22 protein-coding genes are annotated in these 22,756 nt (G+C 44.2%); 18 read left to right on the forward strand and 4 right to left on the reverse strand.

Going from position 1 to position 22,756, the window contains the following annotated elements:
• The first annotated feature begins 452 nt into the window (after positions 1 to 452).
• From atpB to H4W00_RS03245, 11 genes are all read left to right on the forward strand, one after another.
• Positions 453 to 1,322, forward strand: a complete 870-nt coding sequence (gene atpB / locus H4W00_RS03195; protein WP_209956203.1) for a F0F1 ATP synthase subunit A — start codon at positions 453 to 455, stop codon at positions 1,320 to 1,322.
• Positions 1,323 to 1,355: 33 nt separating this feature from the next.
• The gene (gene atpE, locus H4W00_RS03200) at positions 1,356 to 1,622 is read left to right on the forward strand and encodes a F0F1 ATP synthase subunit C (RefSeq protein WP_201555703.1); all 267 of its coding nucleotides are present in this window, start codon (positions 1,356 to 1,358) and stop codon (positions 1,620 to 1,622) included.
• A gap of 79 nt (positions 1,623 to 1,701) precedes the next feature.
• Positions 1,702 to 2,172, forward strand: coding sequence for a F0F1 ATP synthase subunit B (locus H4W00_RS03205; RefSeq protein WP_209956204.1), 471 nt, complete (start codon positions 1,702 to 1,704; stop codon positions 2,170 to 2,172).
• A 13-nt stretch (positions 2,173 to 2,185) separates the two neighbouring features.
• Positions 2,186 to 2,809, forward strand: coding sequence for a F0F1 ATP synthase subunit delta (locus tag H4W00_RS03210; RefSeq protein WP_209956205.1), 624 nt, complete (start codon positions 2,186 to 2,188; stop codon positions 2,807 to 2,809).
• 129 nt (positions 2,810 to 2,938) lie between these two features.
• The gene (atpA, locus tag H4W00_RS03215) at positions 2,939 to 4,483 is read left to right on the forward strand and encodes a F0F1 ATP synthase subunit alpha (protein ID WP_209956206.1); all 1,545 of its coding nucleotides are present in this window, start codon (positions 2,939 to 2,941) and stop codon (positions 4,481 to 4,483) included.
• A gap of 195 nt (positions 4,484 to 4,678) precedes the next feature.
• A complete protein-coding gene (gene atpG / locus H4W00_RS03220) occupies positions 4,679 to 5,560 on the forward strand; it encodes a F0F1 ATP synthase subunit gamma (protein ID WP_209956207.1) in 882 nt (293 codons plus the stop codon).
• A gap of 38 nt (positions 5,561 to 5,598) precedes the next feature.
• Positions 5,599 to 7,032: a F0F1 ATP synthase subunit beta gene (gene atpD / locus H4W00_RS03225; protein WP_209956208.1), complete on the forward strand. Its 1,434-nt coding sequence runs from the start codon at positions 5,599 to 5,601 to the stop codon at positions 7,030 to 7,032.
• A 106-nt stretch (positions 7,033 to 7,138) separates the two neighbouring features.
• Positions 7,139 to 7,555, forward strand: coding sequence for a F0F1 ATP synthase subunit epsilon (locus H4W00_RS03230; RefSeq protein ID WP_209956209.1), 417 nt, complete (start codon positions 7,139 to 7,141; stop codon positions 7,553 to 7,555).
• 506 nt (positions 7,556 to 8,061) lie between these two features.
• A complete protein-coding gene (locus tag H4W00_RS03235) occupies positions 8,062 to 8,772 on the forward strand; it encodes a response regulator (RefSeq protein ID WP_209958858.1) in 711 nt (236 codons plus the stop codon).
• 496 nt (positions 8,773 to 9,268) lie between these two features.
• Positions 9,269 to 10,954 carry an ATP-binding protein gene (locus H4W00_RS03240; protein WP_209956210.1) on the forward strand — a complete coding sequence of 562 codons (1,686 nt, stop codon included), beginning with the start codon at positions 9,269 to 9,271 and terminating at the stop codon, positions 10,952 to 10,954.
• 358 nt (positions 10,955 to 11,312) lie between these two features.
• Positions 11,313 to 11,492: a hypothetical protein gene (locus H4W00_RS03245; RefSeq protein ID WP_209956211.1), complete on the forward strand. Its 180-nt coding sequence runs from the start codon at positions 11,313 to 11,315 to the stop codon at positions 11,490 to 11,492.
• 123 nt (positions 11,493 to 11,615) lie between these two features.
• On the opposite strand, the gene H4W00_RS03250 is transcribed toward H4W00_RS03245, so the two are convergent.
• On the reverse strand, positions 11,616 to 13,094 hold the full coding sequence (locus H4W00_RS03250) for an ATP-binding protein (RefSeq protein ID WP_209956212.1): 1,479 nt from the start codon (positions 13,092 to 13,094) through the stop codon (positions 11,616 to 11,618).
• Between the two features lie 325 nt (positions 13,095 to 13,419).
• Here H4W00_RS03250 and rpsP point away from each other — a divergent pair, with 325 nt between their 5' ends.
• From rpsP to rplS, 4 genes are all read left to right on the forward strand, one after another.
• On the forward strand, positions 13,420 to 13,689 hold the full coding sequence (rpsP, locus tag H4W00_RS03255) for a 30S ribosomal protein S16 (RefSeq protein WP_209956213.1): 270 nt from the start codon (positions 13,420 to 13,422) through the stop codon (positions 13,687 to 13,689).
• 194 nt (positions 13,690 to 13,883) lie between these two features.
• A complete protein-coding gene (rimM, locus tag H4W00_RS03260; protein ID WP_209956214.1) occupies positions 13,884 to 14,417 on the forward strand; it encodes a ribosome maturation factor RimM in 534 nt (177 codons plus the stop codon).
• A 43-nt stretch (positions 14,418 to 14,460) separates the two neighbouring features.
• Positions 14,461 to 15,225: a tRNA (guanosine(37)-N1)-methyltransferase TrmD gene (trmD, locus tag H4W00_RS03265; RefSeq protein ID WP_209956215.1), complete on the forward strand. Its 765-nt coding sequence runs from the start codon at positions 14,461 to 14,463 to the stop codon at positions 15,223 to 15,225.
• A 207-nt stretch (positions 15,226 to 15,432) separates the two neighbouring features.
• Positions 15,433 to 15,864: a 50S ribosomal protein L19 gene (gene rplS / locus H4W00_RS03270; RefSeq protein WP_209956216.1), complete on the forward strand. Its 432-nt coding sequence runs from the start codon at positions 15,433 to 15,435 to the stop codon at positions 15,862 to 15,864.
• A gap of 205 nt (positions 15,865 to 16,069) precedes the next feature.
• Here the strand turns inward: rplS and H4W00_RS03275 are convergent, their stop codons facing one another.
• Positions 16,070 to 16,627, reverse strand: a complete 558-nt coding sequence (locus tag H4W00_RS03275; protein ID WP_209956217.1) for a DUF4442 domain-containing protein — start codon at positions 16,625 to 16,627, stop codon at positions 16,070 to 16,072.
• Between the two features lie 341 nt (positions 16,628 to 16,968).
• Here H4W00_RS03275 and H4W00_RS03280 point away from each other — a divergent pair, with 341 nt between their 5' ends.
• From H4W00_RS03280 to uvrC, 3 genes are all read left to right on the forward strand, one after another.
• Positions 16,969 to 17,322, forward strand: a complete 354-nt coding sequence (locus tag H4W00_RS03280; RefSeq protein WP_209956218.1) for an HNH endonuclease — start codon at positions 16,969 to 16,971, stop codon at positions 17,320 to 17,322.
• Positions 17,323 to 17,483: 161 nt separating this feature from the next.
• On the forward strand, positions 17,484 to 19,013 hold the full coding sequence (locus H4W00_RS03285; protein WP_209956219.1) for a DUF3360 family protein: 1,530 nt from the start codon (positions 17,484 to 17,486) through the stop codon (positions 19,011 to 19,013).
• 221 nt (positions 19,014 to 19,234) lie between these two features.
• A complete protein-coding gene (gene uvrC, locus H4W00_RS03290; RefSeq protein WP_209956220.1) occupies positions 19,235 to 21,079 on the forward strand; it encodes an excinuclease ABC subunit UvrC in 1,845 nt (614 codons plus the stop codon).
• 127 nt (positions 21,080 to 21,206) lie between these two features.
• Here the strand turns inward: uvrC and H4W00_RS03295 are convergent, their stop codons facing one another.
• On the reverse strand, positions 21,207 to 21,806 hold the full coding sequence (locus tag H4W00_RS03295) for a dihydrofolate reductase (protein ID WP_209956221.1): 600 nt from the start codon (positions 21,804 to 21,806) through the stop codon (positions 21,207 to 21,209).
• Between the two features lie 83 nt (positions 21,807 to 21,889).
• Complete coding sequence (locus tag H4W00_RS03300; protein ID WP_209956222.1) at positions 21,890 to 22,750, reverse strand: thymidylate synthase; 861 nt, start codon at positions 22,748 to 22,750, stop codon at positions 21,890 to 21,892.
• Between the last annotated feature and the right edge of the window lie 6 nt (positions 22,751 to 22,756).

The raw sequence follows: 22,756 nt of genomic DNA on the forward strand, positions 1-22,756 counted from the left end.
TTTAATTGTAGACGCAAACCTATATTAATAAACGCTATTAGCGACACCTCGTCCATATAGCGCTTAAAAAACACATAATTGACTTTACATGAATACAACGTTGCATTAATATAGGCCGCTAATTAACCTGCTTATCTACGCTGTATTGAGCGTGTGTCGTCACAAAACGATATGAGCAAACACAAATATGAATGCTTTACGCACAAGTACCAAGGGCTAGTAATGAATAATCACAAGCCCTTTTTTGATAGCTAAATTTTATAAAAAGCTAATAAAATCAGATACTTGCATTAGGTTTATGGGTTGGATGTTGTTGATTATAGGATAGTTTAGTACGATAAATTTGCACAGAACATCAGCGCTAAAAATTTATTGTGCCAAAGCTATTCATCAGATGACAACCGTATTTTTTGGTAGTTGATTAAATCGTTGATTAATAAGAAGCTTACATTATGGCAGCCGAGCAACAAACATCATCAGAATATATCTCTCACCACTTAACGAACTGGACGTATGGCTATTTGCCGGGCGAAGGTTGGAAAGTCGCATATACTGCTGAAGAAGCAGGACAAATGGGCTTTAAAGCTATTCATCTCGACTCTATGCTGTGGTCAATTGGTCTAGGCATTCTATTTTGTGTCGTCTTTTGGATGGTTGCTAGAAAGGTGACCTCGGGTGTACCGGGTAAACTACAGGCCGCCGTAGAGATTATCATTGAGTTTGTCGACAACAACGTCCGTGATTCGTATAGCGGTACCTCAAAGTTGGTGGCGCCATTAGCGTTAACTATCTTTGTGTGGATTTTCTTGATGAACTTAATGGATTTGATTCCTGTTGACTTTATCCCAAGTATTGCTGGACAAATTGGTGCAGCGATGGGCTATGATCCTCATCATGTATTCTTTAAAATCGTCCCAACCACTGATCCTAACGTCACGTTGGGCATGTCATTCTCTGTCTTTGCGTTGATTATCTTTTATAGCATTAAAGAAAAGGGCCTGGGTGGTTTCGTTGGCGAGTTGACGTTACATCCGTTTAACGCCAAAAACCCTATCGTACAAACTATTTTAATCCCTATTAACTTTATCTTAGAATTTGTTACCTTGATTGCTAAACCTATCTCATTAGGTCTGCGACTATTCGGTAACATGTATGCTGGGGAACTGATTTTCGTATTGATAGCCCTAATGCCGTTTTGGATTCAATGGGCGTTATCGGTACCGTGGGCTATTTTCCACATTTTGATTATTACACTTCAAGCGTTCGTATTTATGATGTTGACGATAGTTTATATGTCGCTAGCATCATCAACTGAACATTAATTAGACATTCAATAGGTAAATGAGGATACATCCATGGATCCAGTAGTATTAGCGCAAGCAACCTTAGATGGTTACACAGTTATCGCCGTGGCTTTGCTTATCGGTTTAGGCGCACTTGGTACCGGTATTGGTTTTGCTATCTTAGGTGGCAAATTCTTAGAAGGCGTTGCCCGTCAGCCAGAACTTGGTTCACAGTTGCAAACTCGTATGTTCATCGTGGCCGGCCTACTTGATGCCGTACCGATGATTGGTGTTGGTATTGCTATGTTATTGTTATTTGCAAACCCTCTAGGCGCTTAGTCTGAAATCTCAGTTGTAACTGCTTGACTGTCGAGCACGGTCAACGAAACTGACTTTTCATTAACAAAGAGGTGATCACGTGAATATCAATTCTACCCTCATCGGTCAAGCCATTGCTTTTGCAATATTTGTGGTTTTTTGCATGAAGTTCGTGTGGCCACCACTTATCGGCGCTATTAATGAGCGTCAGCGTAAAATCGCTGATGGTCTAAATGCGGCGGAAAAAGCAAAAGCAGATTTGGCCTCCGCGGAGCAAGATGTACAGCAGGAGCTTAATGTCGCTAAGACTAAAGCTGCTGCGTTGATTGAGCAGGCGAATAAAAGTGCCAATCAGCTGGTTGAAGATGCCAAATCACAAGCCCAAGTGGAAGGTGAACGTATCCGTCAACAAGCACAGGCGTCTATCGATCAAGAGATCAATCAAGCACGTGAGTTATTACGTGCCCAAGTCGCAGAACTTGCGGTACTTGGTGCTGAGAAGATTTTGCAAGAGCAAGTCGATATGCAAAAACATGCCAGCATGTTAGACCAACTGGCGGCGAAGCTGTAATAGTGAGGATATAATGGCTGACTTATCAACCTTAGCACGACCCTACGCTAAAGCTGCGTTTGACTATGCCAATGAACATGGGGTGGTAAAGGAGTGGGAAGATTTCTTGTTTATTGCCAGTACGATTGTCAGTGACAAGTCGTTCCACACATTGCTAGACAATCCAGCCGTTTCTGCTGAGCACAAGTCAGCCGTTTTGGTCGATCTGTATGATACACAAGTAACTGACGCTACTGACTCTGCCTTTAAGGTGTTACTGAATAATACCCAAGGGCATCGTCAAGACAGCACTACCAGCTATCCTAAAGTATCAACAGCGCTTAGCAACTTCGTTCATCAGCTGTCAGAGCAAGAGCGCCTGGCGCTGCTTCCTGAAGTTTATGAGCATTATCGTCGTCATAAGGCGTTAAGCTTAAAGCAGCTCAATGCTTATGTGACTTCTGCCTATCCATTGACCGACGCGCAGCGTGAGCTGTTCGAAACCCGTCTTGCCGCCTCGCTAAATGCCAGTGTGGTAATTCACGAAACGGTTGATCCTAGTCTTTTGGCAGGCGCTACTATCAAAATCGGTGACAAAATCATCGACGATTCTATGCGCGGCAAATTACAACAGTTAAAAACACAGCTAACGGCCTAATGTTATTTATCTTCTCATCAACGTTTACCAGTTAAGTCAGGTCGGCGTGACAATATTTTGCTAGTTTGAGTGATAAGTAGAGCGTTTAAGTCAGTGGGCGGGTTATCATAAATTAAAGGAAACCAGGCAATGCAACAATTGAATCCAGCGGAAATCAGTAATCTGATTAAGCAGCGAATTCAAGACCTTGATGCGGGTGCAACTGCAAAGAATGAAGGCACGATTGTCAAAGTATCTGACGGTATCGTGCAGATTCATGGTCTTGAAGATGCCATGTATGGCGAAATGATTGAGTTTGAAGGCGAAATCTACGGAATGGCGCTTAACTTAGAGCGTGATTCTGTCGGTGCGGTCGTACTAGGCGATTATTTAAAACTACAAGAAGGCCAAAAAGCCTATTGTACTGGTCGTATTCTTGAAGTACCCGTAGGTCCTGAGCTGCTAGGCCGTGTTGTTGATGCCTTAGGTAATCCTATTGATGGCAAAGGTCCTATCAATGCTAAAATGACTGACAAAGTCGAAAAAATCGCCCCAGGGGTTATTGAACGTCAGTCAGTAGATCAGCCAGTAATGACCGGTTATAAAGCCGTTGACACCATGATTCCGATTGGCCGTGGCCAGCGTGAGCTGATCATTGGTGACCGTCAGACGGGTAAAACAGCCATGGCTATCGATGCGATCATCGCGCAGAAAACCTCTGGCATTAAATGCGTATATGTGGCCATTGGTCAAAAGCGCTCTACCATTGCTAACGTGGTGCGTAAGCTTGAACAAACCGGCGCACTTGAATACACCACTGTAGTGGTTGCTTCAGCTTCAGAGCCCGCAGCACTTCAGTATATTGCCCCGTACTCAGGTTGTACGATGGGCGAATACTTCCGTGACCGCGGCGAAGATGCCTTGATTGTATTTGATGACTTATCAAAACAAGCGGTTGCTTATCGCCAAATTTCATTACTACTACGTCGCCCGCCAGGTCGTGAAGCCTATCCTGGTGATGTCTTCTATCTTCATTCACGTCTGCTTGAGCGTGCCTCACGCGTCAACGCTGAATATGTAGAAAAATTCACCAATGGTGAAGTGGTTGGTAAAACCGGTTCTTTAACCGCGCTACCGATCATCGAAACCCAAGCGGGTGACGTATCAGCATTCGTACCAACCAACGTGATTTCAATCACTGATGGTCAGATTTTCTTAGAATCAAGCCTATTTAACTCAGGTATCCGTCCAGCTGTGAACGCGGGTATTTCGGTATCGCGGGTTGGTGGTGCGGCGCAGACTAAGATTATTAAAAAGCTATCTGGTGGTATTCGTACCGCGCTAGCGCAGTATCGTGAATTGGCCGCGTTCGCGCAGTTTGCCTCGGATCTTGATGATGCCACTCGCGCCCAGCTTGATCATGGTGAGCGCGTGACTGAACTGATGAAGCAAAAACAGTATCAGCCGATGTCTATCTCTGAGCAAGCGGCAGTGATTTACGCGTCAAACGAAGGTTTCTTATCGGACGTTCCTATTAATAAAATCGGTTCTTTTGAAGAAAGCTACTTACGTTATATGCATGACGAGCAAAGCGATTTGATGAAAGAGATTGATGACACTGCAAATTATAATGATGATATTGCAGGTCGTTTAAAGTCAGCGATTGAGACTTTTAAACAAAACCACAGTTATTAATTTAACGGGTTAAGCCGGTTTGGTTGGTTACTGCTAAAGTGGCGCGCTGTCTTTAAGAAGAATAACAGTTGTGCTGCTTTAGCCATAATCAACGGCATGTGACCGCGTAGTGCTACAAGAAACTAGTACAGTGCTTTATATTAAATATTGTTGCATTCGCCAATGCTTTTTTAACCCTCTTATATTGGAATCATTATGGCAAGCTTAAAAGAAATACGTGCCAAAGTCACCAGTATTAAAAGCACCCAGAAAATTACCCGCGCCATGCAAATGGTGGCCGCGAGTAAAATGCGCCGTGCCCAAGAGCGCATGGTCGTGGGTCGCCCGTATGCTGATAGTATGCGCCGGGTTATTTCACATTTGGTGCATGCTTCATCAGACTATAAACACCCGTATATGGTATCGCGCCCGGTCAATAAAGTAGGTTATATTGTCATCACCTCCGACCGTGGTCTGGCGGGTGGTTTGAATATTAATTTATTCAAAGCTTTAAGCAAAAGCATCAAAGACTATCAAGACCAGTCTGTACAAGCTGAATTTGCAGTTATTGGCGCTAAAGGTGTTAGTTTCTTCAAGAGTTTTGGTGGTAAAGTCACCTCAGCCGTGACTAACTATGGTGATAAGCCGACCTTTGAGCAGCTAAATGCACCGGTTCAAGCCATGCTTGACGATTATGAGAACGGTAAAATAGACCGTATCTATGTGGTGTATAACCAGTTCGTTAATGCGATGACCCAAAAGCCAACCGTCAGTCAACTGGTACCTTTACCAGAGCAATCGTTTGCTGATGAAGACAGTGGCATGCAGACTGAACTAAGCTGGGATTACATCTATGAGCCTGATATCGAAACGTTGATCGATAGTCTGCTAGGGCGCTATATTGAGTCGATTGTCTATCAAGCGGTAATGGAAAACATTGCCTCTGAGCAGTCGTCGCGTATGGTCGCTATGAAAGCGGCAACAGATAATGCTGGTGACCTAATTAACGATTTACAGTTGGTTTACAACAAGCTGCGTCAAGCGGCGATTACTCGAGAAATCTCAGAAATCGTTGGCGGCGCTGCTGCTGTTTCATAATTGACACCACCTATATATAGAAGTTCAAGGAGAACGCAATGAGTAGCGGTCGTATTGTACAGATTATTGGCGCGGTTCTTGACGTTGAGTTCAGCCGTGACGAAGTACCTCAAATTTATGATGCTTTGCAAGTAGATGGTACCGAAACCACCCTAGAAGTACAGCAACAAATAGGGGATGGTATCGTGCGTACTATCGCCATGGGCTCAACGGAAGGCCTAAAACGTAACCTAACCGTTACCAATACTGGTGCCCCTATTTCTGTGCCGGTAGGTATTGGTACGCTGGGTCGTATTATGGATGTTTTGGGTCGTCCTATCGATGAAGAAGGTCCTGTAATCGCCGATACTAAATGGTCGATTCACCGTGAAGCGCCAAGCTATGCCGACCAATCTAACAGCACTGAGCTATTAGAGACTGGTATTAAAGTCATTGATCTACTTTGCCCGTTCGCCAAAGGTGGTAAAGTGGGTCTGTTTGGTGGTGCTGGGGTTGGCAAAACCGTCAACATTATGGAATTGATCAATAACATCGCTCTTAAACACGAAGGCTTGTCAGTATTTGCGGGTGTTGGTGAACGTACGCGTGAAGGCAATGACTTCTATCACGAAATGCAAGAAGCGGGCGTTGTAAATACCGAAGACTTCACCAAGTCTAAAGTGGCGATGATTTATGGTCAGATGAATGAGCCACCGGGTAACCGTTTACGTGTTGCGCTGTCTGGTCTCACCATGGCTGAGTATTTCCGTGATACCAAAGATCCTGAAACTGGCAAAGGTCGTGACGTTCTGTTCTTTGTTGATAACATCTATCGTTATACGCTTGCCGGTACTGAAGTATCCGCCTTGCTAGGCCGTATGCCATCAGCGGTTGGTTATCAGCCAACACTTGCTGAAGAGATGGGTATGCTACAAGAGCGTATTACTTCAACGCAATCAGGTTCAATCACGTCAATACAAGCCGTATATGTACCAGCGGATGACTTGACTGATCCATCACCTGCCACTACCTTTGCTCACTTGGATGCGACGGTCGTACTAAACCGTGATATCGCCTCACAAGGTATCTATCCGGCGGTTGATCCACTGGATTCAACCTCACGTCAGCTAGATCCACAGGTCATCAGCGAAGAGCATTATAATGTGGCTCGTGGCGTGCAAGAAGTATTGCAGAGCTATAAAGAACTAAAAGACATCATTGCCATTTTGGGTATGGATGAGCTATCAGAAGAAGACAAACTAACCGTTTATCGTGCGCGTAAAATCCAGCGCTTCTTATCACAGCCTTTCCATGTGGCCGAAGTCTTTACGGGTGCCCCTGGTAAATACGTGGCACTACGCGACACTATTGCTGGCTTCAAAGCAATTATCGCTGGTGAATATGATGATCTACCAGAACAAGCATTCTATATGGCCGGCGGAATCGACGAAGTGGTCGCTAAAGCTGAAAAAATGAAATCTGCTTCAAAGTAAGTGTTCTATAACTTCAAGTTGTCTGGCAAATAGGCTATAAACAGTTTGTTTGCTAACAGCAGCGCCCAGTAGTTTTTATAGCAGTTTTTATAGTAAGGAGATAGGGATGGCAACGTTACAATGTCGCGTCGTAAGCGCTCGTGAAGAGTTGTACTCAGGCGAGATCAGCATGTTGATCGCTACTGGTAGCGAGGGCGAAATTGGGGTGCTACCCGGCCACACTCCGCTCATTACTTTGCTAAAACCTGGCCCAATGCGGGTGCAAAAACCAGATGGCGAAGAAGTCGTTATCTATGTCTCAGGCGGCGTGCTTGAAGTACAACCAAAAATGGTCACCGTACTAGCAGATACCGGCATGCGCGCGCATAATCTTGACGAAAGTAAAATTGTCGAGGCCCGCAGAAAAGCAGAGCAAATGCTGGTCAACCAGTCTGATACCTTACAAACTAACGCCGCTTTAGTGTCACTGATTGAGTCAGCTGCACAGTTACATACTATTCGTAAGTACCAAAACCGTGCTTAAGAATATTCATCTCAGAGTTTCTTTGAGCGATATACAGTAGCTATAATAAAAACAGTCCATTATGGGCTGTTTTTTTATTGCTGTTTTTTACTTGCTGTTCGTAAGTGTGACAGAGGCTGCAAAAAATATATACCAGCAGTGCCTTGTCCTTTTTAAATTGGATCGACTATATGGTGATACTTGGTTATATTGAGGATAACAATAGCGCTTTAATAAAGTGTTTGAGTGCTTATTTAAGGAATTTGTAATTAATAACTAAACCTGGCTATCATATATTGTTCGTTAGGTGAAAAACACACAGTTTTTGGACGCAAACGAAAGCTTTATTAGAGATTGTTTATAGATTTTGTTAACGATGATAGGCTATAGTATGGGATGCTACACGTTTGATAGTATAATGCGCTACCGATTTTGCACCATCACGACGGACATAAATTGTTCCCTTTTATAGTGCTACTACCTTCCCTGCTATTAATTTTTCTACATTAGAGGATATAAAAATGACAATGAACGAAGACGACAACACGCCACGAATCCTGATTGTTGAGGATGATGAGCGTCTGGCTATGTTGACTCAAGACTATTTAGTCAAAAATGGCTTGGAAGTAGCGATTGAAACTGACGGTAATCGTGCTATCCGCCGTATCGTTAATGAGCAGCCAGATTTGGTCGTGCTTGATGTCATGCTTCCTGGTAGTGATGGTCTGACGGTGTGCCGCGAAGTACGCCCTCATTATCAAAACCCTATTTTGATGCTTACTGCTCGTACTGAAGATATGGATCAGGTACTTGGTTTAGAGATGGGTGCTGACGATTACGTCGCTAAGCCTGCTCAGCCACGCGTACTACTCGCGCGTATTCGTGCCTTACTACGTCGTTCGGAAAATGCCCCATCAGAAGATGTACCACAGCGCTTAGAATTTGGTGACTTAGTTATCGATAATGGCGGTCGTTCAGTAATGCTTGGTGAAGAGTTAGTCGACTTTACTAGTGCGGAATATGACTTATTGTGGTTGCTCGCCTCTAACGCGGGTCGTATCTTGTCACGCGAAGATATCTTCGAGCGTCTACGTGGTATTGAGTACGATGGTCAAGATCGTTCTATTGACGTGCGTATTTCACGTATTCGTCCTAAGATTGGTGATGATCCAGAAAACCCAAAACGTATCAAAACCGTCCGTAGTAAAGGTTATTTGTTCGTAAAAGAAGGTAATTAGTTTTACCCCACGACCCTTAACTGACTGTTCTTCTTCAATAGACTAAAAAAACCAGTATCATGCTGGTTTTTTTGTGGACAGTGTTTAAGTTTCTAACGCTATATACCAGGTTATGTGGTTTAATTAAGCGATAATTATGGGCGCTAATGATATAAATAATCTATACTTATATCAGGCAGTAGGGACAAGCGCTCTCCATTGCTCAGCCTTCTTTACATAACTTATTGGCCCTAATGAGTAACCCTTAATAGGTGAACTTTAATAGGCAATCCTTGATAGGTAATTCTTAATAGATAATTTTTTAAACTTGAGCTATGGTTTCTCATACTAAAAGGCGAGCAATGCTTTTTCTGGTATTGGTTATCTTAATGATGCTAAGTGTTATGTAAAAGCGTAATAATAAATAGACATTGTTCTTAATTAATAATGACCGACACTGTCTACAGTACAGATGGCTTCGGCAAATTACTACTCAATAGATTTGGTCACGGCACGTATGTCATTAGTCTCTTCTTTAAAACACAGTATTTTTGTTCGTATTTATGCTGGACTATTAATAGTCTGCCTGTGTGTCGCATTGTTTGCGCAGTTATTGATGGACACTATCAATAAGGAGCGTGTGCAGTCGTATCGCGAAAACATGGCAACCGGTGCTTTTTATTTGGTCAGTGAAGGGGTCACTAACCAAGACAGTGAGACCCAGCGTGACTATTGGTTGTCTGATGCCAGTAGCCTATTCGGCTCGACTTTTCGTATTGTGCCCATCAATGAGGTGGACTTTAACGCCAGTGAGCTACGCCGGTTTGACAAGGGTGGCACGGTCGTGCGTTATTTCAACCAACCCACCTATGCCGATGTCTATCATCGTCTGCCAGATGGCAACAGTGTCTTAACGGCTAGGATTTCACAAGTTTCAGAGCAACAAGTGCGTGCTATGGCAGTGTTCTTGTTGGACGACTTGTCTTATTACCCCACGCTATCGGCTAAGCGTGAGCGCCTAGCTGAGTTAGAAAAGACGTTTTCTTTTCCTTTGAGCTTTAAAGGGGTCAATACACTCAATTTAGATAACGATCAAATGGCGCGCTTGCGTCGTGATGAGGTGGTTATCTTATTGCAGGATACCAACACCAGCCAGGGTAATTCATCGATCAAAATCGTTGTGCCATCCGAGATTAATGACATGGCAATCTTGATGGGACCTGTGCCATTATTCAACTGGTTTCCCCTTAATTTGATTATTAGCATGGTACTGATCAGTATGTTTTTGATCAGTCTAGGTGTTTATGCGCTGATTTTTCCGCTGGAGCGTAAGTTACAGTTGATTCAGGTGGGGGTTAATGAAGTTAGTAAAGGCAATCTTGATAGTGAGGTACAGGTGATCGGGCAAGATGAAATTGCTCGTCTGTCAGCAACCTTTAATGCCATGACTGCACACATTAAGCGCCTCATTGAGTCGCAACGTGAACTAACCCGCGCAGTTTCGCATGAGCTACGTACGCCAGTGGCACGTATTCGCTTTGCGGTAGATATGTTGGCAGATACGGAGGATGAGGACTCAAGATTCACTCAGCGTGACTTTATCGATGAGGATATTGAGTCGCTTAATGGGCTCATTGATGAGATGTTAACCTATGCGAAGCTTGAAGAGGGCTCGCCGAAATTAGACTTAGAGCCAGTAAATCTTAAAGAGCTGGTTGAGCAGATTGAGCGCGAAACCAATGCACTAGGTAAGTCTATAACAATCGTTGCTAACCCACCCACTGTCAAAGTAACGGCAGTAGCAGACAGGCGCTATTTGCATCGCGTTATCCAAAACCTTGCCGGTAATGCGTTACGCTATGCAGAGACCACTATTATTATTAGCGCTGGGGTCAAAAAGGGCAATGCCTTTGTTAGTGTCGAGGATGACGGACAGGGTATTGCCGAGTCTGATCGTGAAAAGGTCTTTATCCCATTTTCACGTCTAGATGATAGCCGAACGCGTGCATCGGGTGGTTATGGCTTGGGGCTGTCTATCGTGTCACGTATTGCGTTCTGGTTTAATGGTAGTATGAATGTTGATGAAAGTCCGGAGCTTGGCGGTGCGCGTTTTGTAATGACTTGGCCTATCAAGCCGTTAACTCAAACCATCGTTGCCGATGAGTTAACGCAGGAAAAAAGTGACCGCGACTTTGATGCTTAATTTAAGCTGATACAGGTATAGCTAGTTCAAAATAAAATAGATACATTTGTATCAGCGTGCTACTGGTATAAATTTTTCTTGCTTGCTGTTCGCACGCGTGACAGAGGCTGCTAAAAATTCATAACAGCAGCACTTTATCGTTTTTAAATTGGATTGAATATAACATCAGGCATGACAATTATTAATAACTATTTTAAATGACTAGCACTGATCATTGTTCGACTTGCCCCAGTTACTTGAGCGAAGACTTACTGATCATAGCCGATATAAATAGTATCTGAATACTGGGCAATGGGTTAAGCAGCAATGACTTAAAGCATTAACTTTTACGATAAGCTAAAAGTACAGGGAGCAAGGAATGCCGTATTTATTTGGTGGCTTGGTGCTATTGAACGCCTTAACACTGGGCTATTATCTGTTTATCGAGCAACCCACCACCACTCAGAGCTTACAGACTGCACAGGCTGAAATAACACGCCCATTATCTTTTATCAATAGTGCTGAGCATATTCCGGCCCCTATCGGCAGTAAAGACTGATACTGACTAATCTCTAATCTCTAGTCCCTAAACTCATATTCCAGTTGCTATTATTTGAGAATAAATCACTCATAGCTTTATTCTAAAAGCTGCTTTTAATAGCTAGTGCTTAATAGCCTATGTTCAAGAATCTTCATCATCTATTGTATTCTTAGCAATAGATAAGTCTTTGGCCTCAGCGCTTAACGTCTCAGTCTCAGAAACTTTAGAAATTAAAGGAATCCGCACACAAACTTGTAATCCACCATCCGGATGATTGATCGCTTCAACGGTGCCGTGATGCAAGCGTGCAATACGGCTTACGATCGCCAGACCCAGTCCACTACCCTGGGTAGTACGTGCGGTCTCACCACGCTCAAACGGCTGCATGATACGCTCTAGTTGGTCTTCTGCGACCCCATCACCACAGTCACGCACGCATATCATCAATTGTTCTTGCGCTTCTTTATTAACCTCATTTTCAGTGACCACATCGCTATCTTCTGGCTCAGCTGTCTCTATGAAGGTCGGTATTACAGTCGCCGATAAGTAAATTGGTGGCTTGCCATAACGATTGGCATTATTGACTAGGTTAATAACCAAACGTTTGATTGATAACGGTCGTACTGGTACTGCTTCATTATGCTCTGACTGATAAATAAACTTCATTGGCGCAAACTGCACCATAATTTCATTAAATATCACATCTAAGTCGGTTAGGCGTACTGGCTCATCGGAGCCATCTTTCATAAATGAAATAAACTGCTCTAAAATGGCGTCCATGTCCTCAATGTCATAGATTAAACCCTCACGAAAAAAATCATCTGGTAGCATCTCAGCCGTTAAGCGCATCCGGGTAAGTGGGGTGCGCAAATCATGAGAAATACCTGCGAGCATAATCGTCCGCTCTTTTTGGGCTTGATTGAGAGTGGTGAACAAATGATTAAAGGCCATATTCACTTGGCGGATTTCAGTAGGGCCTTCGCGCGTAGGCAGGGTAGTAGCATGGCCAAGACGGATATAATTAGTGGCAGCACGCTGTAGATAGCGCAGCGGGCGGTTTAATTGCCGTGCTAACAATATAATAGTTAGCAGCGTTAATATCGGGAGCCCGATCAAAAATAATATTAATAGGGTCGGGCTATATTGCGAATAATAAACCACTGGTTCGCGAATCCAAAAACTGCTATCACGGCTGTCTTGTACCCACAGCTGCGGGGTAGGTTTGAACTTGAAATAAACCTCGACCGGACGTCCTAACTGCGCGCCGATTTCGTGTTGCAAGACATCGGTAAAAATTCCTACAAAAGCCTTGTCTGCAACCAGCGGAAAGTCACCTGGGTTTTCGACCACGACCACATGTGAATGCTGATAAACCCATTGCCGTATTTCTGGATTATCTCGCCAATCTTTTTTGACACTGTTGATTAACTCAAGCTCACTGGTCAGGTAGCGTGCATGCGTTTTTAACTCCGGTAAATACAGACTACGCCAAAAAAACCAAATCGATAAACTAACACTGATGATCACAATAAAAGCGACCGTTAAAGTGGTGAGCCAGCTACTAGAGTAGGAACGTGAAAGCCAGGCTTTACGTGGTGTGGGCAGGCTTGGAGTCGTCATGAGTAGGGGCTGTTTTTACAAAGTTCTCACAAAGTATAATTGAATAGCTACTTATTCGCTATGGTGACCCTGTGGTTTCATAGGTTATAAGTGTTATTTTATATACTTTTACGAAAATAGGGTCATGAAGGGAGCGTATTGCAAAGAGTATCTCGACCATAATTCGAACCGATAAGGGGTAATCGCTATGGACCTCATTTGGTAGACGAAGGCATTTAAGCTATTGTTATAATTTAATTAAATAAACACAGTTTATGTTTTCAATAAAATAATACTATGATATAATTATGCCCTTTTTGGTATACCTGCGAAAGAGAGAATTCACATGGTTGTTATTCGTTTAGCACGGGGCGGTGCCAAGAAACGCCCATTTTATCAAGTTGTTGTTGCTGATCAACGCCGCGCGCGTGACGGTCGCTACATTGAAAACATCGGCTTTTTTAATCCGCTAGCTAAAGAGTCAGAAGAAGCGGTACGTGTAAATATGGACGCGTACAATGCGTGGCTCGAAAAAGGTGCACAACCTTCAGACCGCGTTGCTTCATTAGTAAAAGCTTATAACAAAGCTGCGGCCAGCACTGAAGCTACTGCTTAATTGCCAGTTGCCAAGTGCAGTCGTTGAGCATTGATAGCGTGATGGTTGCGTTGCATGCTTGGCTTTAGAACACATAGCGTAGCTGGTTGAGCCAGTGTACGCCATTAACTGTTTATCGCTGTTTTAATTGATTGTTTACGTTCTGACAGTCGCTATTTATCCACTGCTATTTATATCATGTTAGGTTAGCCGTTATGTCATCTGTACCAGACGCCAGCACCCTTATGAAAATCGGTCAGCTCAAAAAGCCTTACGGCATAAAAGGTTGGCTTTGGGTGTTCAGCGATACCGATGAACACGCGGAAATATTTGACATCAAGCAGTGGTGGATGAAAACGGCTACTGGTATGAAGCCGCTAACTGTTAAAGCGTGGCGTGAGCAAGGTACAGGACTTGTGGCTCAGTTTGAGCAAGTTCCTGACCGTAATGTCGCTGAAACCATGAACGGTGCCACTATCTGGGTCGCGCAAGATGTCTTACCAGAAACAGCCGAAGATGAATATTATTGGTCGGATTTGGTTGGTCTTCGAGTCATGAATGAACAGGAGCAGTATCTTGGTGATATTACTGAGATGTTTGAGACTGGTGCCCATGATTTGATGCGTGTTGCCACAACTGCTGATAGTTTAGATGCTGAAGAACGCTTGATACCCTGGCACAAGCAAACCGTGATGCAGGTCGATATGGCCAGTAAAACGGTGCTTGTAGCTTGGCCAAGCGACTACTAGTCTAACTTTAGTCGTTATTTAGACGCGTTTATGTGGGATTTAAATGTATTTTGCCGTGATTAGTATTTTTCCTGAGATGTTTGCAGCGATTCGTGAGTTTGGTATCACGGGACGTGCGGTCACTCAGACGCAAATCACGATCGAATGTATTAACCCGCGTGATTACACCACTGACAACTATCGCCGTATTGATGAACGTCCGTATGGTGGCGGTCCTGGCATGGTGATGATGGCTGAGCCATTATCACAAGCCATCGAGGATGCCCGCCTACGCGCCAGTCAGCATGGTTGCCGTATTGATAGTGAGTACTGCCCGGTGATTTATATGTCGCCACAAGGGCAGACACTCAGCGAAAGTAACGTGGTCAACATGACTGAGTATGACGGCATGATTATATTATGTGGTCGTTACGAAGGTATTGATGAACGCCTATTATCGCAGCATGTCGATATGGAAGTGTCGGTTGGAGATTATGTGTTGACTGGTGGCGAGCTACCAGCGATGGTGCTAATGGATAGTGTGATACGTCGTCTACCTAATATAATGGGTGATGACCAATCAGCAGAACAAGACTCGTTTGTCGATGGCTTGCTCGATTGCCCACACTATACTAAGCCACATAATTTTGCTGGTATGGCAGTGCCTGAAGTACTAGTGTCAGGCCACCATGCCAACATTGCCAAATGGCGCTTTAGTCAGCAAGTTGAACGCACGCAAACGCGGCGTCCAGATTTATGGCAGGCTTTTAGGCCAACGACGCAGCAAGCTAAATGGTTAAAAGCATTGGCAAAAATAGATAAAAAGTAGTTTTGGCAAGATAAAAAACTGCTTTGATAAACAGTTAATAAATAGAATTTTGAGCAAGATTAAACAGGTCATACGATAATGGCCGTTTGCCAACCCAATTTATGTTGTGTCTATTTAATACATACTATTAATAATAGGCATGATTACTTATTACAAACAGGTGATATGCGTAAAGCCTCTATTGTCTAATGTGAGGAGATAACTCTCATGAGCAACAAGCACCCTTTGGTTCAGATCATTGAAAACGCTCAATTGCTTGAGCGCCCAAGCTTTGCCCCCGGCGATACCGTCGTGGTTCAAGTAAAAGTACGTGAAGGTGAGCGTGAGCGTCTACAGGCTTTTGAAGGCGTCGTTATTGCTAAGCGTAACCGCGGTTTAAACTCAGCGTTTACCGTCCGTAAAACTTCAAGTGGGGTCGGTGTTGAGCGTGCATTCCAATTGCATTCACCAATTATCGATAGCATTGTAGTGAAACGTCGCGGCGCTGTTCGCCGTGCGAAACTGTACTACTTACGTGAGCGTTCTGGTAAATCAGCACGTATCCGCGAAAAGCTTGGCGTCCGCCCATCAAAATCAGCAGCTCAGAAAAAAACTGATGCTGGTGTACCTGATGCGGTTAAGACTGCACCTGGCGTTTAAGCTTGCCGTTTGCCTTAGCGCCTATTAAGACGCTAAGGTGACTAGGTAGAAGTAGATACAAGCCCTTATTCATAGGTTTATCATATAAATAAGTGGGCGTACCAAAAAAGACAAAACCCCAATCTGCGCGTATGCCAGATTGGGGTTTTTGTATGTATAAGGTCTGAGTTTGTATAAGGTCTGAGTTTGTATGAGGTCTGAGTTTTTATGATTCTAGACTGTCTATACGGCTGCTTTGGTCTTTAGACTTACTGTGTTTACGTAGACGGATGTAAATGGTTTTTTTGACGGTCGCAACGACTTTTTGCTGATCGTTAACGATGTCTGTCGTGTATTCACGAAAAACCGCCTCACCCTCTTTTGCTAGATCCTGAATAGTTGCAATTTCTGTACTGGGAATTTTCATCCGGGTCCAGACTTTACTGTTGCCAGGTGCAATAAACTCGATATGTGAGCTCTTGTCCCAAACCACATAGCTGCCACCCAACTGGTGCATAAGCATCAGCATATAAAATGGATCGACCATTGAGTATAAACTACCGCCGAACTGTGTCCCCACGATGTTTTTGTTCAGTGCGTTAAGTCCCATACTAACGACGCATAGGCCTTGATCCAAATCGATATGCTCTACCTTGATTCCAGCGCCGACATAAGGTGCATAAGTGTTAATACGTAGTTTGAGCAGGTGCGGAGTCAGTAGCGGCATAATGCCTTTTTTGGTCTTACGTTTTAGGGTCTCAAAGTTTTTGGGTAGTAAACTCATAAATCTGTCCTTTTGCCTATTGGCAATTCTGTCAGTCGTGCCTGCTTGGCTGTTGTTGGGTCTTAGTGAGCAGAAAAGCGAAAATGAATAGCAGGCAGCGCCGTCAGTGATAGGTAGGGCAATCAGCACAGAATAACGTTTTTAACCGTGATCGTTATTATTAACCGTTGCTACTAAGTAGGGTCTGAACAAAAAGTATCTATGATAATTAAAAATAATAGACCTCGCCAGTCTTAAAGCGTAACTAAAATAATGATGTATTATTGATAACTAATATTGATAACTAATATTGATAACGATCCAGTATTGATCACCAATACAAAACAGGAGGCCTTGCTGTCATGTCACGTATTTGTCAAAAAGATAACTACAATATCGATAACAGAGTAGATGAGCAAGGACTATGTGAGCTTTGTGGGCGTAATGTGCTGCTATTGACTCGCCATCACCTTATTCCTCGGTCTCGGCACAATAAGCGCCGCACTCAACGCAACTTTAGTCGTGACGCTATGAAAGCGGATATCGCTATGCTATGTCGGCCATGCCACAGTCAAGTCCACTGTATTTTTGCTAATCATGAGCTCGCGAGCTATTACCATACGATTGAGCGTTTAAAAGAACATAGCGAGGTACAAACGTTTATCAACTGGGTTAAGAAACGACCTGCAGGGCTCAAAATATCAGTCAGACATTGAGAACTCTATAATACTTTATTCCACAACACTCGCATTCTAAGTTTTGATGGCATACAATGACCGCAATTTTGTGCCCGCTGGCTTATCTCACGTACAATTTTGGTTGGATAAGTCATCACGTACAGGGTAAATACCAGCCCCAGTCAATACATGGAGATGTGATGAGTAATACCCAGATTCCCCCATCAGGGTCTAGCCCGCAGCTACCGAATCCATCCGATGACCACCACGAGTTGCAAGAAGGCAGCTATGCCGAGTTGCATAAGCCAAACTCTAGTTTCAAAAACCGTGACGCTTATCTTAATCATGAACTACAAATCATGCAGCCTAAGCGCTGGCGTGCCAATTTGCCGTTCCGTGATTATCGTTTTGAGTATGAAGATACTATTCCAGCAATGGCGGCAACGATTGGCAAAGTAGTGATGGTGGGCGCCATCGCTGCGACCTTCGCAGGGCCGCTAGGGCTGGGCGAAGCATTTGTGCTAGAAAACGTACGCTATGAGCTATTAATCGTCTCTGTTTTTATTATTTTATTCTCAGGGTTCTTCTTACCAACCGCTAACCTTGCTGGTACCCACGGCCCGCTGATTCCTTTGATACCTATTGTGGTTGCTGCCGGTGGGCATCCAATGGCCTTTGGTTTGCTTATTGGTGCTTTTGGTCTCTTGCTAGCGGTTAGTAAGGGGGGGAGTTTGCTGGCAAACTTGACCAGTAAAGGCGTGTGCGGTGGTTTGTTACTGTACTTGGGCTTTATCGGTACCACCTCGCAAGTCAAAAATTTATTCGCCTGGGCAGAAGGTATTGGCATGTCGCATATTGCCTTCATTGTGATTTTGCTCACCATCGTGCTGTATGCTGTTTTAGAGAATTTTAATAAGCGTTGGCTTGCGGTACCACTTAGCTGTTTATTAGGCGGCGGGGTTGCCTTCGCATTAGGCGCACCATTTGAGTTTCAGACCGGACCTGGTTTGCCGCATATGAGCCCAGCATATTGGTGGGGCGAAAATACCGGTTGGATGCTTGGTCTGCCTACCGTCGAGAGCTTTGTCGTAGTGCTCCCATTTGCAGTGTTGGCAGTAGCGATGTGGTCACCTGATTTTTTGGGTCACCAAGTGTTTCAAAAAATCAGCTACCCTAAGCGTACCGAAAAAGTATTGATGGATATTGATGACACTATGGTCAGTGCATCCGTTCGACAGGTTGCAGGCTCGGTGCTTGGCGGTGCAAACTTTGCCTCATCGTGGGGCACCTACATTGTCCCTGCAGCGATTGCCAAGCGTCCTATTCCAGCTGGTGCGGTATTAACCGCATTATTCTGTGTAGTAGCAGGACTTTGGGGCTATCCGATGGATTTGGCGATTTGGGAACCGGTGATGTGCGTGGCCTTGATTGTAGGGGTTTTTATTCCGTTACTAGAAGCGGGCATGGAAATGACGCGTGAAGGTAAAACCACCCAGTCTGCTGCGATTGTGGTCTTTGCTTCAGCTCTGGTCAACCCAGCCTTTGGTTGGTCAATTACCTTACTACTCGACAACTTAGGCTTGATTGGTTCAAAAAAGCGTAGTGCTAGCTTGAGTAAAATGAGCCGCTGGATCATTCCCACGGTCATGTTTGTGGTACTTACTGGGGTGATGGCTGTGGTTGGTATGTTACCGGGCATTCCAGCCTTGCTACCGAATTTCCGTCCTTAAGTTCGTCTTTTAAGTTCGTTGCTCAAGTGTCATTGTTTAAGCTTTTATTTGAACGCTAAAAAGTCAGCTTTACGCTGGCTTTTTTTGTGATCTAATATTAACAGCAACTGACTTACAACGGCACGGGAGTACGCTTGCAAAATTGCTGTTATCCCCCATAATTGACTGTACTACAGCATTTATTACCGCTATTACAGTACTTTTTTAAGAGCACTAGATTTATGGTTACTGTCTCAGCATCGAGTACCGTCGATGACAAGCAAGCCCGTCTTAAACATTTAATTAAGCGCCTGCCAAATTTGCCAGGGGTGTATAAAATGTTGGGTAAAAATGGCGATATTCTATATGTTGGTAAGGCCAAGTCGCTTAAAAGCCGGGTAAATAGCTATTTCGCTAAGACTATTGATCACCCGAAGACTCGAGCATTGGTCGCGCGTATTCATAACATCGAAACCATTATTACTCGTGGTGAGACCGAAGCGTTACTGCTTGAGCAAAATTTAATCAAGGAATATCGTCCCCCTTATAACGTGCTACTGCGTGACGATAAGTCCTATCTATATGTGTTTATATCAGCAGACAAGTCCTATCCACGCTTGGCTTATGGACGCGGCAAAGGCAATCATCAAAAAGGTCGTTTTTTTGGGCCTTTCCCTTCAGCGCATGCGGCCAAAGAAACTTTAGTATTGATGCAAAAAATGTTTCAGATGCGCCAGTGCACCAATACCTTTTTTCGTCAGCGTAAACGCCCTTGTTTAGAGTATCAAATCAAACGCTGCCGCGCGCCCTGCGTGGGTCTGGTGACGCCGGAAGATTATGCTGAAGATGTGACTAATACTATTCGCTTTTTAAAGGGCGATTCTAGTGATATCCATAATGCATTGATCGAAAAGATGGAAGCTTCTGCTGAAGAACTGGATTTTGAAAAGGCCGTATTTTATCGCGATCAGCTGTCTATGCTGCGCGAGGTACAAGCGCGGCAAGCGGTTTATACGGTAGAAGGTGAGGCTGATGTGATAGCGATTACCAGTCAAGCAGGAATAACGGCTGTTAATGTATTGACGGTGCGAGGCGGTCGTGTGCTGGGCGGCAAGAACTATTTTCCTGATGTCGATAGCAGTGAATCGCTAGCAGATAACTTGTCAGCCTTTATTATGTCGTTTTATTTTCAAGTGACTGATGACTTGCCTGCCGAGATTATCTTGAGCCATGAACTACCGGATCAAAGCGCGGTTAGTGAAGCCTTAGCGACTCATTTTGGCAGTAAAGTCACGATAAAAACCAGCGTACGCGAACACCGTGCAGAATGGTTAGACCTGGCAACTCTTAACGCTAATAATGCGTTAAAAACCAAGCTTGGCGATTATCTAGAGCTGCATGCGCGTTTTGGTGCGCTAAAAGACGTATTAGCGTCAGTGACAGATCGAGTGATTGATCGTATTGAGTGCTTTGATATCTCGCATACTATGGGCGAAGCGACCATTGGCAGCTGCGTGGTCTTTGACCAAGGTGGTTCGCGTCGGCGGGATTATCGCCAATATGCTATTCATGATATTACAGGCGGTGACGATTATGCCGCGATGAAACAAGTGCTCACCCGCCGCTATAAAAAGCAGCCATTACCTGACTTATTATTGATAGATGGTGGCAAGGGTCAACTGAGTATGGCAAAAGAAGTGTTGGTTGAGCTGGGAATACTGGGTGATACCTTGCTGATTGGGGTTGCCAAAGGTGAAGGTCGTAAGGCCGGCTTAGAAGTACTGCATTTCTTAGACCACGATCCACTGGATTTGCCGATGGACAGTAAAGCACTACATTTGCTAATGCATATTCGCGATGAGGCGCATCGGTTTGCGATTACTGCCCATCGTAAAAAACGCGATAAGCGCCGTTCATCATCCGTGTTAGAAGTGATTCCAGGACTGGGTGAAAAGCGCCGCCGCGATATACTCAATCATTTTGGCGGTATGCAGCAGTTATTAGGGGCCTCGCAGCAAGAGTTGGGCGGAGTGCCAGGTATTGGACCTGTGTTGGCTAAAACTGTTTATAAAGTCTTGCATGAGTAAAGTACGGCACCCTATATAGGGTGCTGCTACACGTATAAAGCTTAATTAACCGTGCAGATACAACAGTTCAATATACCCAATAAATACCCAATAAATACCCAATAAAATTGCCGCTAGGGTTTAACGCTTAGTGGCTTTTTCTTTGATAAGTCACAAATTTAAAGTCTAAATTGCTCTTTTCATCGTGCATTTGCTCAGATTCCTGTGCAACATCAAATTCACTTGGCAGCTCTGGGTAAAAAGCATCACCGTCATCAATCATAGTGTTCACATGAGTCAGCTCAATGCGGTCAGTATATATTAAGGCCTCGCCAAATACTTGCTCACCACCAATCACCCAAATGGTATCAAGCTGTAAGTCATGCGCTAAGCTTGCGGCTTGGGTAAGCGCATCCTCTAAATTATGTACCACATAAACGTTAGCGCGTCCTACCAGACCCTTTTGCTCGGCATAGTCCATTTGCGTGGTAATAATAAAGCTAATACGTTTGGGTAATGGTCTACTGCCCATCGACTCAAAAGTTTTGCGGCCCATGATGACAATGCCTTGTAAAAGGCTGGCATTAGTAGCATTGTCAGGCTGGTCAACGGGTATATCACGTGTGGTCATTTTTTTAAAGTGCTGCAAATCTGCTGAGATATGCCAAGGCAGATCGTTACCTTTGCCGATACAGCGATTATTACTGATAGCCGCAATTTGGGCGACTTGGATATTAGCATAGCTCATAGACGATCCTTTAGATTAATACGAACAACTGATATGAGAAAAATGGCTTATCTGCACAGTGAATAAGGTATAGAACTGACTAATTATACGGCAACCTTGGCTTTAATAGCGGGATGCGACTCATAGCCATCAACGCTGATGTCATCATACTTAAAAGCAAAAATATCATTGATATCTGGGTTTAGGGTCAAAGTCGGCAATGCAAAAAGCGTGCGCGTCAGCTGTAATTCGGCTTGTTCACGGTGGTTTTGGTAAATATGACAATCGCCGCCGGTCCAAATAAACTCGCCAACTTCTAATCCGCAAACTTGCGCTACCATTTGAGTCAATAGGGCATAGCTGGCAATATTAAATGGCACGCCTAAGAACAAATCAGCTGAGCGCTGATATAGCTGGCAAGAGAGCTTATTGTCTGCGACAAAGAACTGAAACATGGTATGGCAAGGGGGTAACGCCACCTGTTCAGCTTCGCAAGGATTCCAGCCCGAAACAATCAAGCGTCGCGAATTAGGATTGGTTTTTATTTGCTCGATAACCTTAGTGATTTGGTCAACACCATCATCATTATAGCTACCATCTGCACTTTTACTTGCGCCATAATTGCGCCACTGATGACCATAAACCGGACCCAAATCACCCGCAGGGCGATTGAAATGCGCGGTCTGCTCAGCAGTGGCCCACTCATTCCAAATCCGCACATTATGCTGCTGTAAATAATCAACATGAGTGCTACCTGTTAAGAACCAAAGCAGCTCATAGACGATGGACTTAAAATGGACTTTTTTAGTGGTCAATAAGGGAAAACCTGTGGCCAAATCAAAGCGTAACTGTGCCCCAAAGTGGCTAAGGGTACCGGTTCCAGTACGATCACCTTTTTCTGTACCATTTTCAAGGACGTCGCGAAGCAGATCAAGATAAGCTTGCTCGTTTTTATTATTAATCATAACAGT

Source organism: Psychrobacter sp. PL19, from assembly GCF_017875835.1.
GTDB lineage: Bacteria > Pseudomonadota > Gammaproteobacteria > Pseudomonadales > Moraxellaceae > Psychrobacter.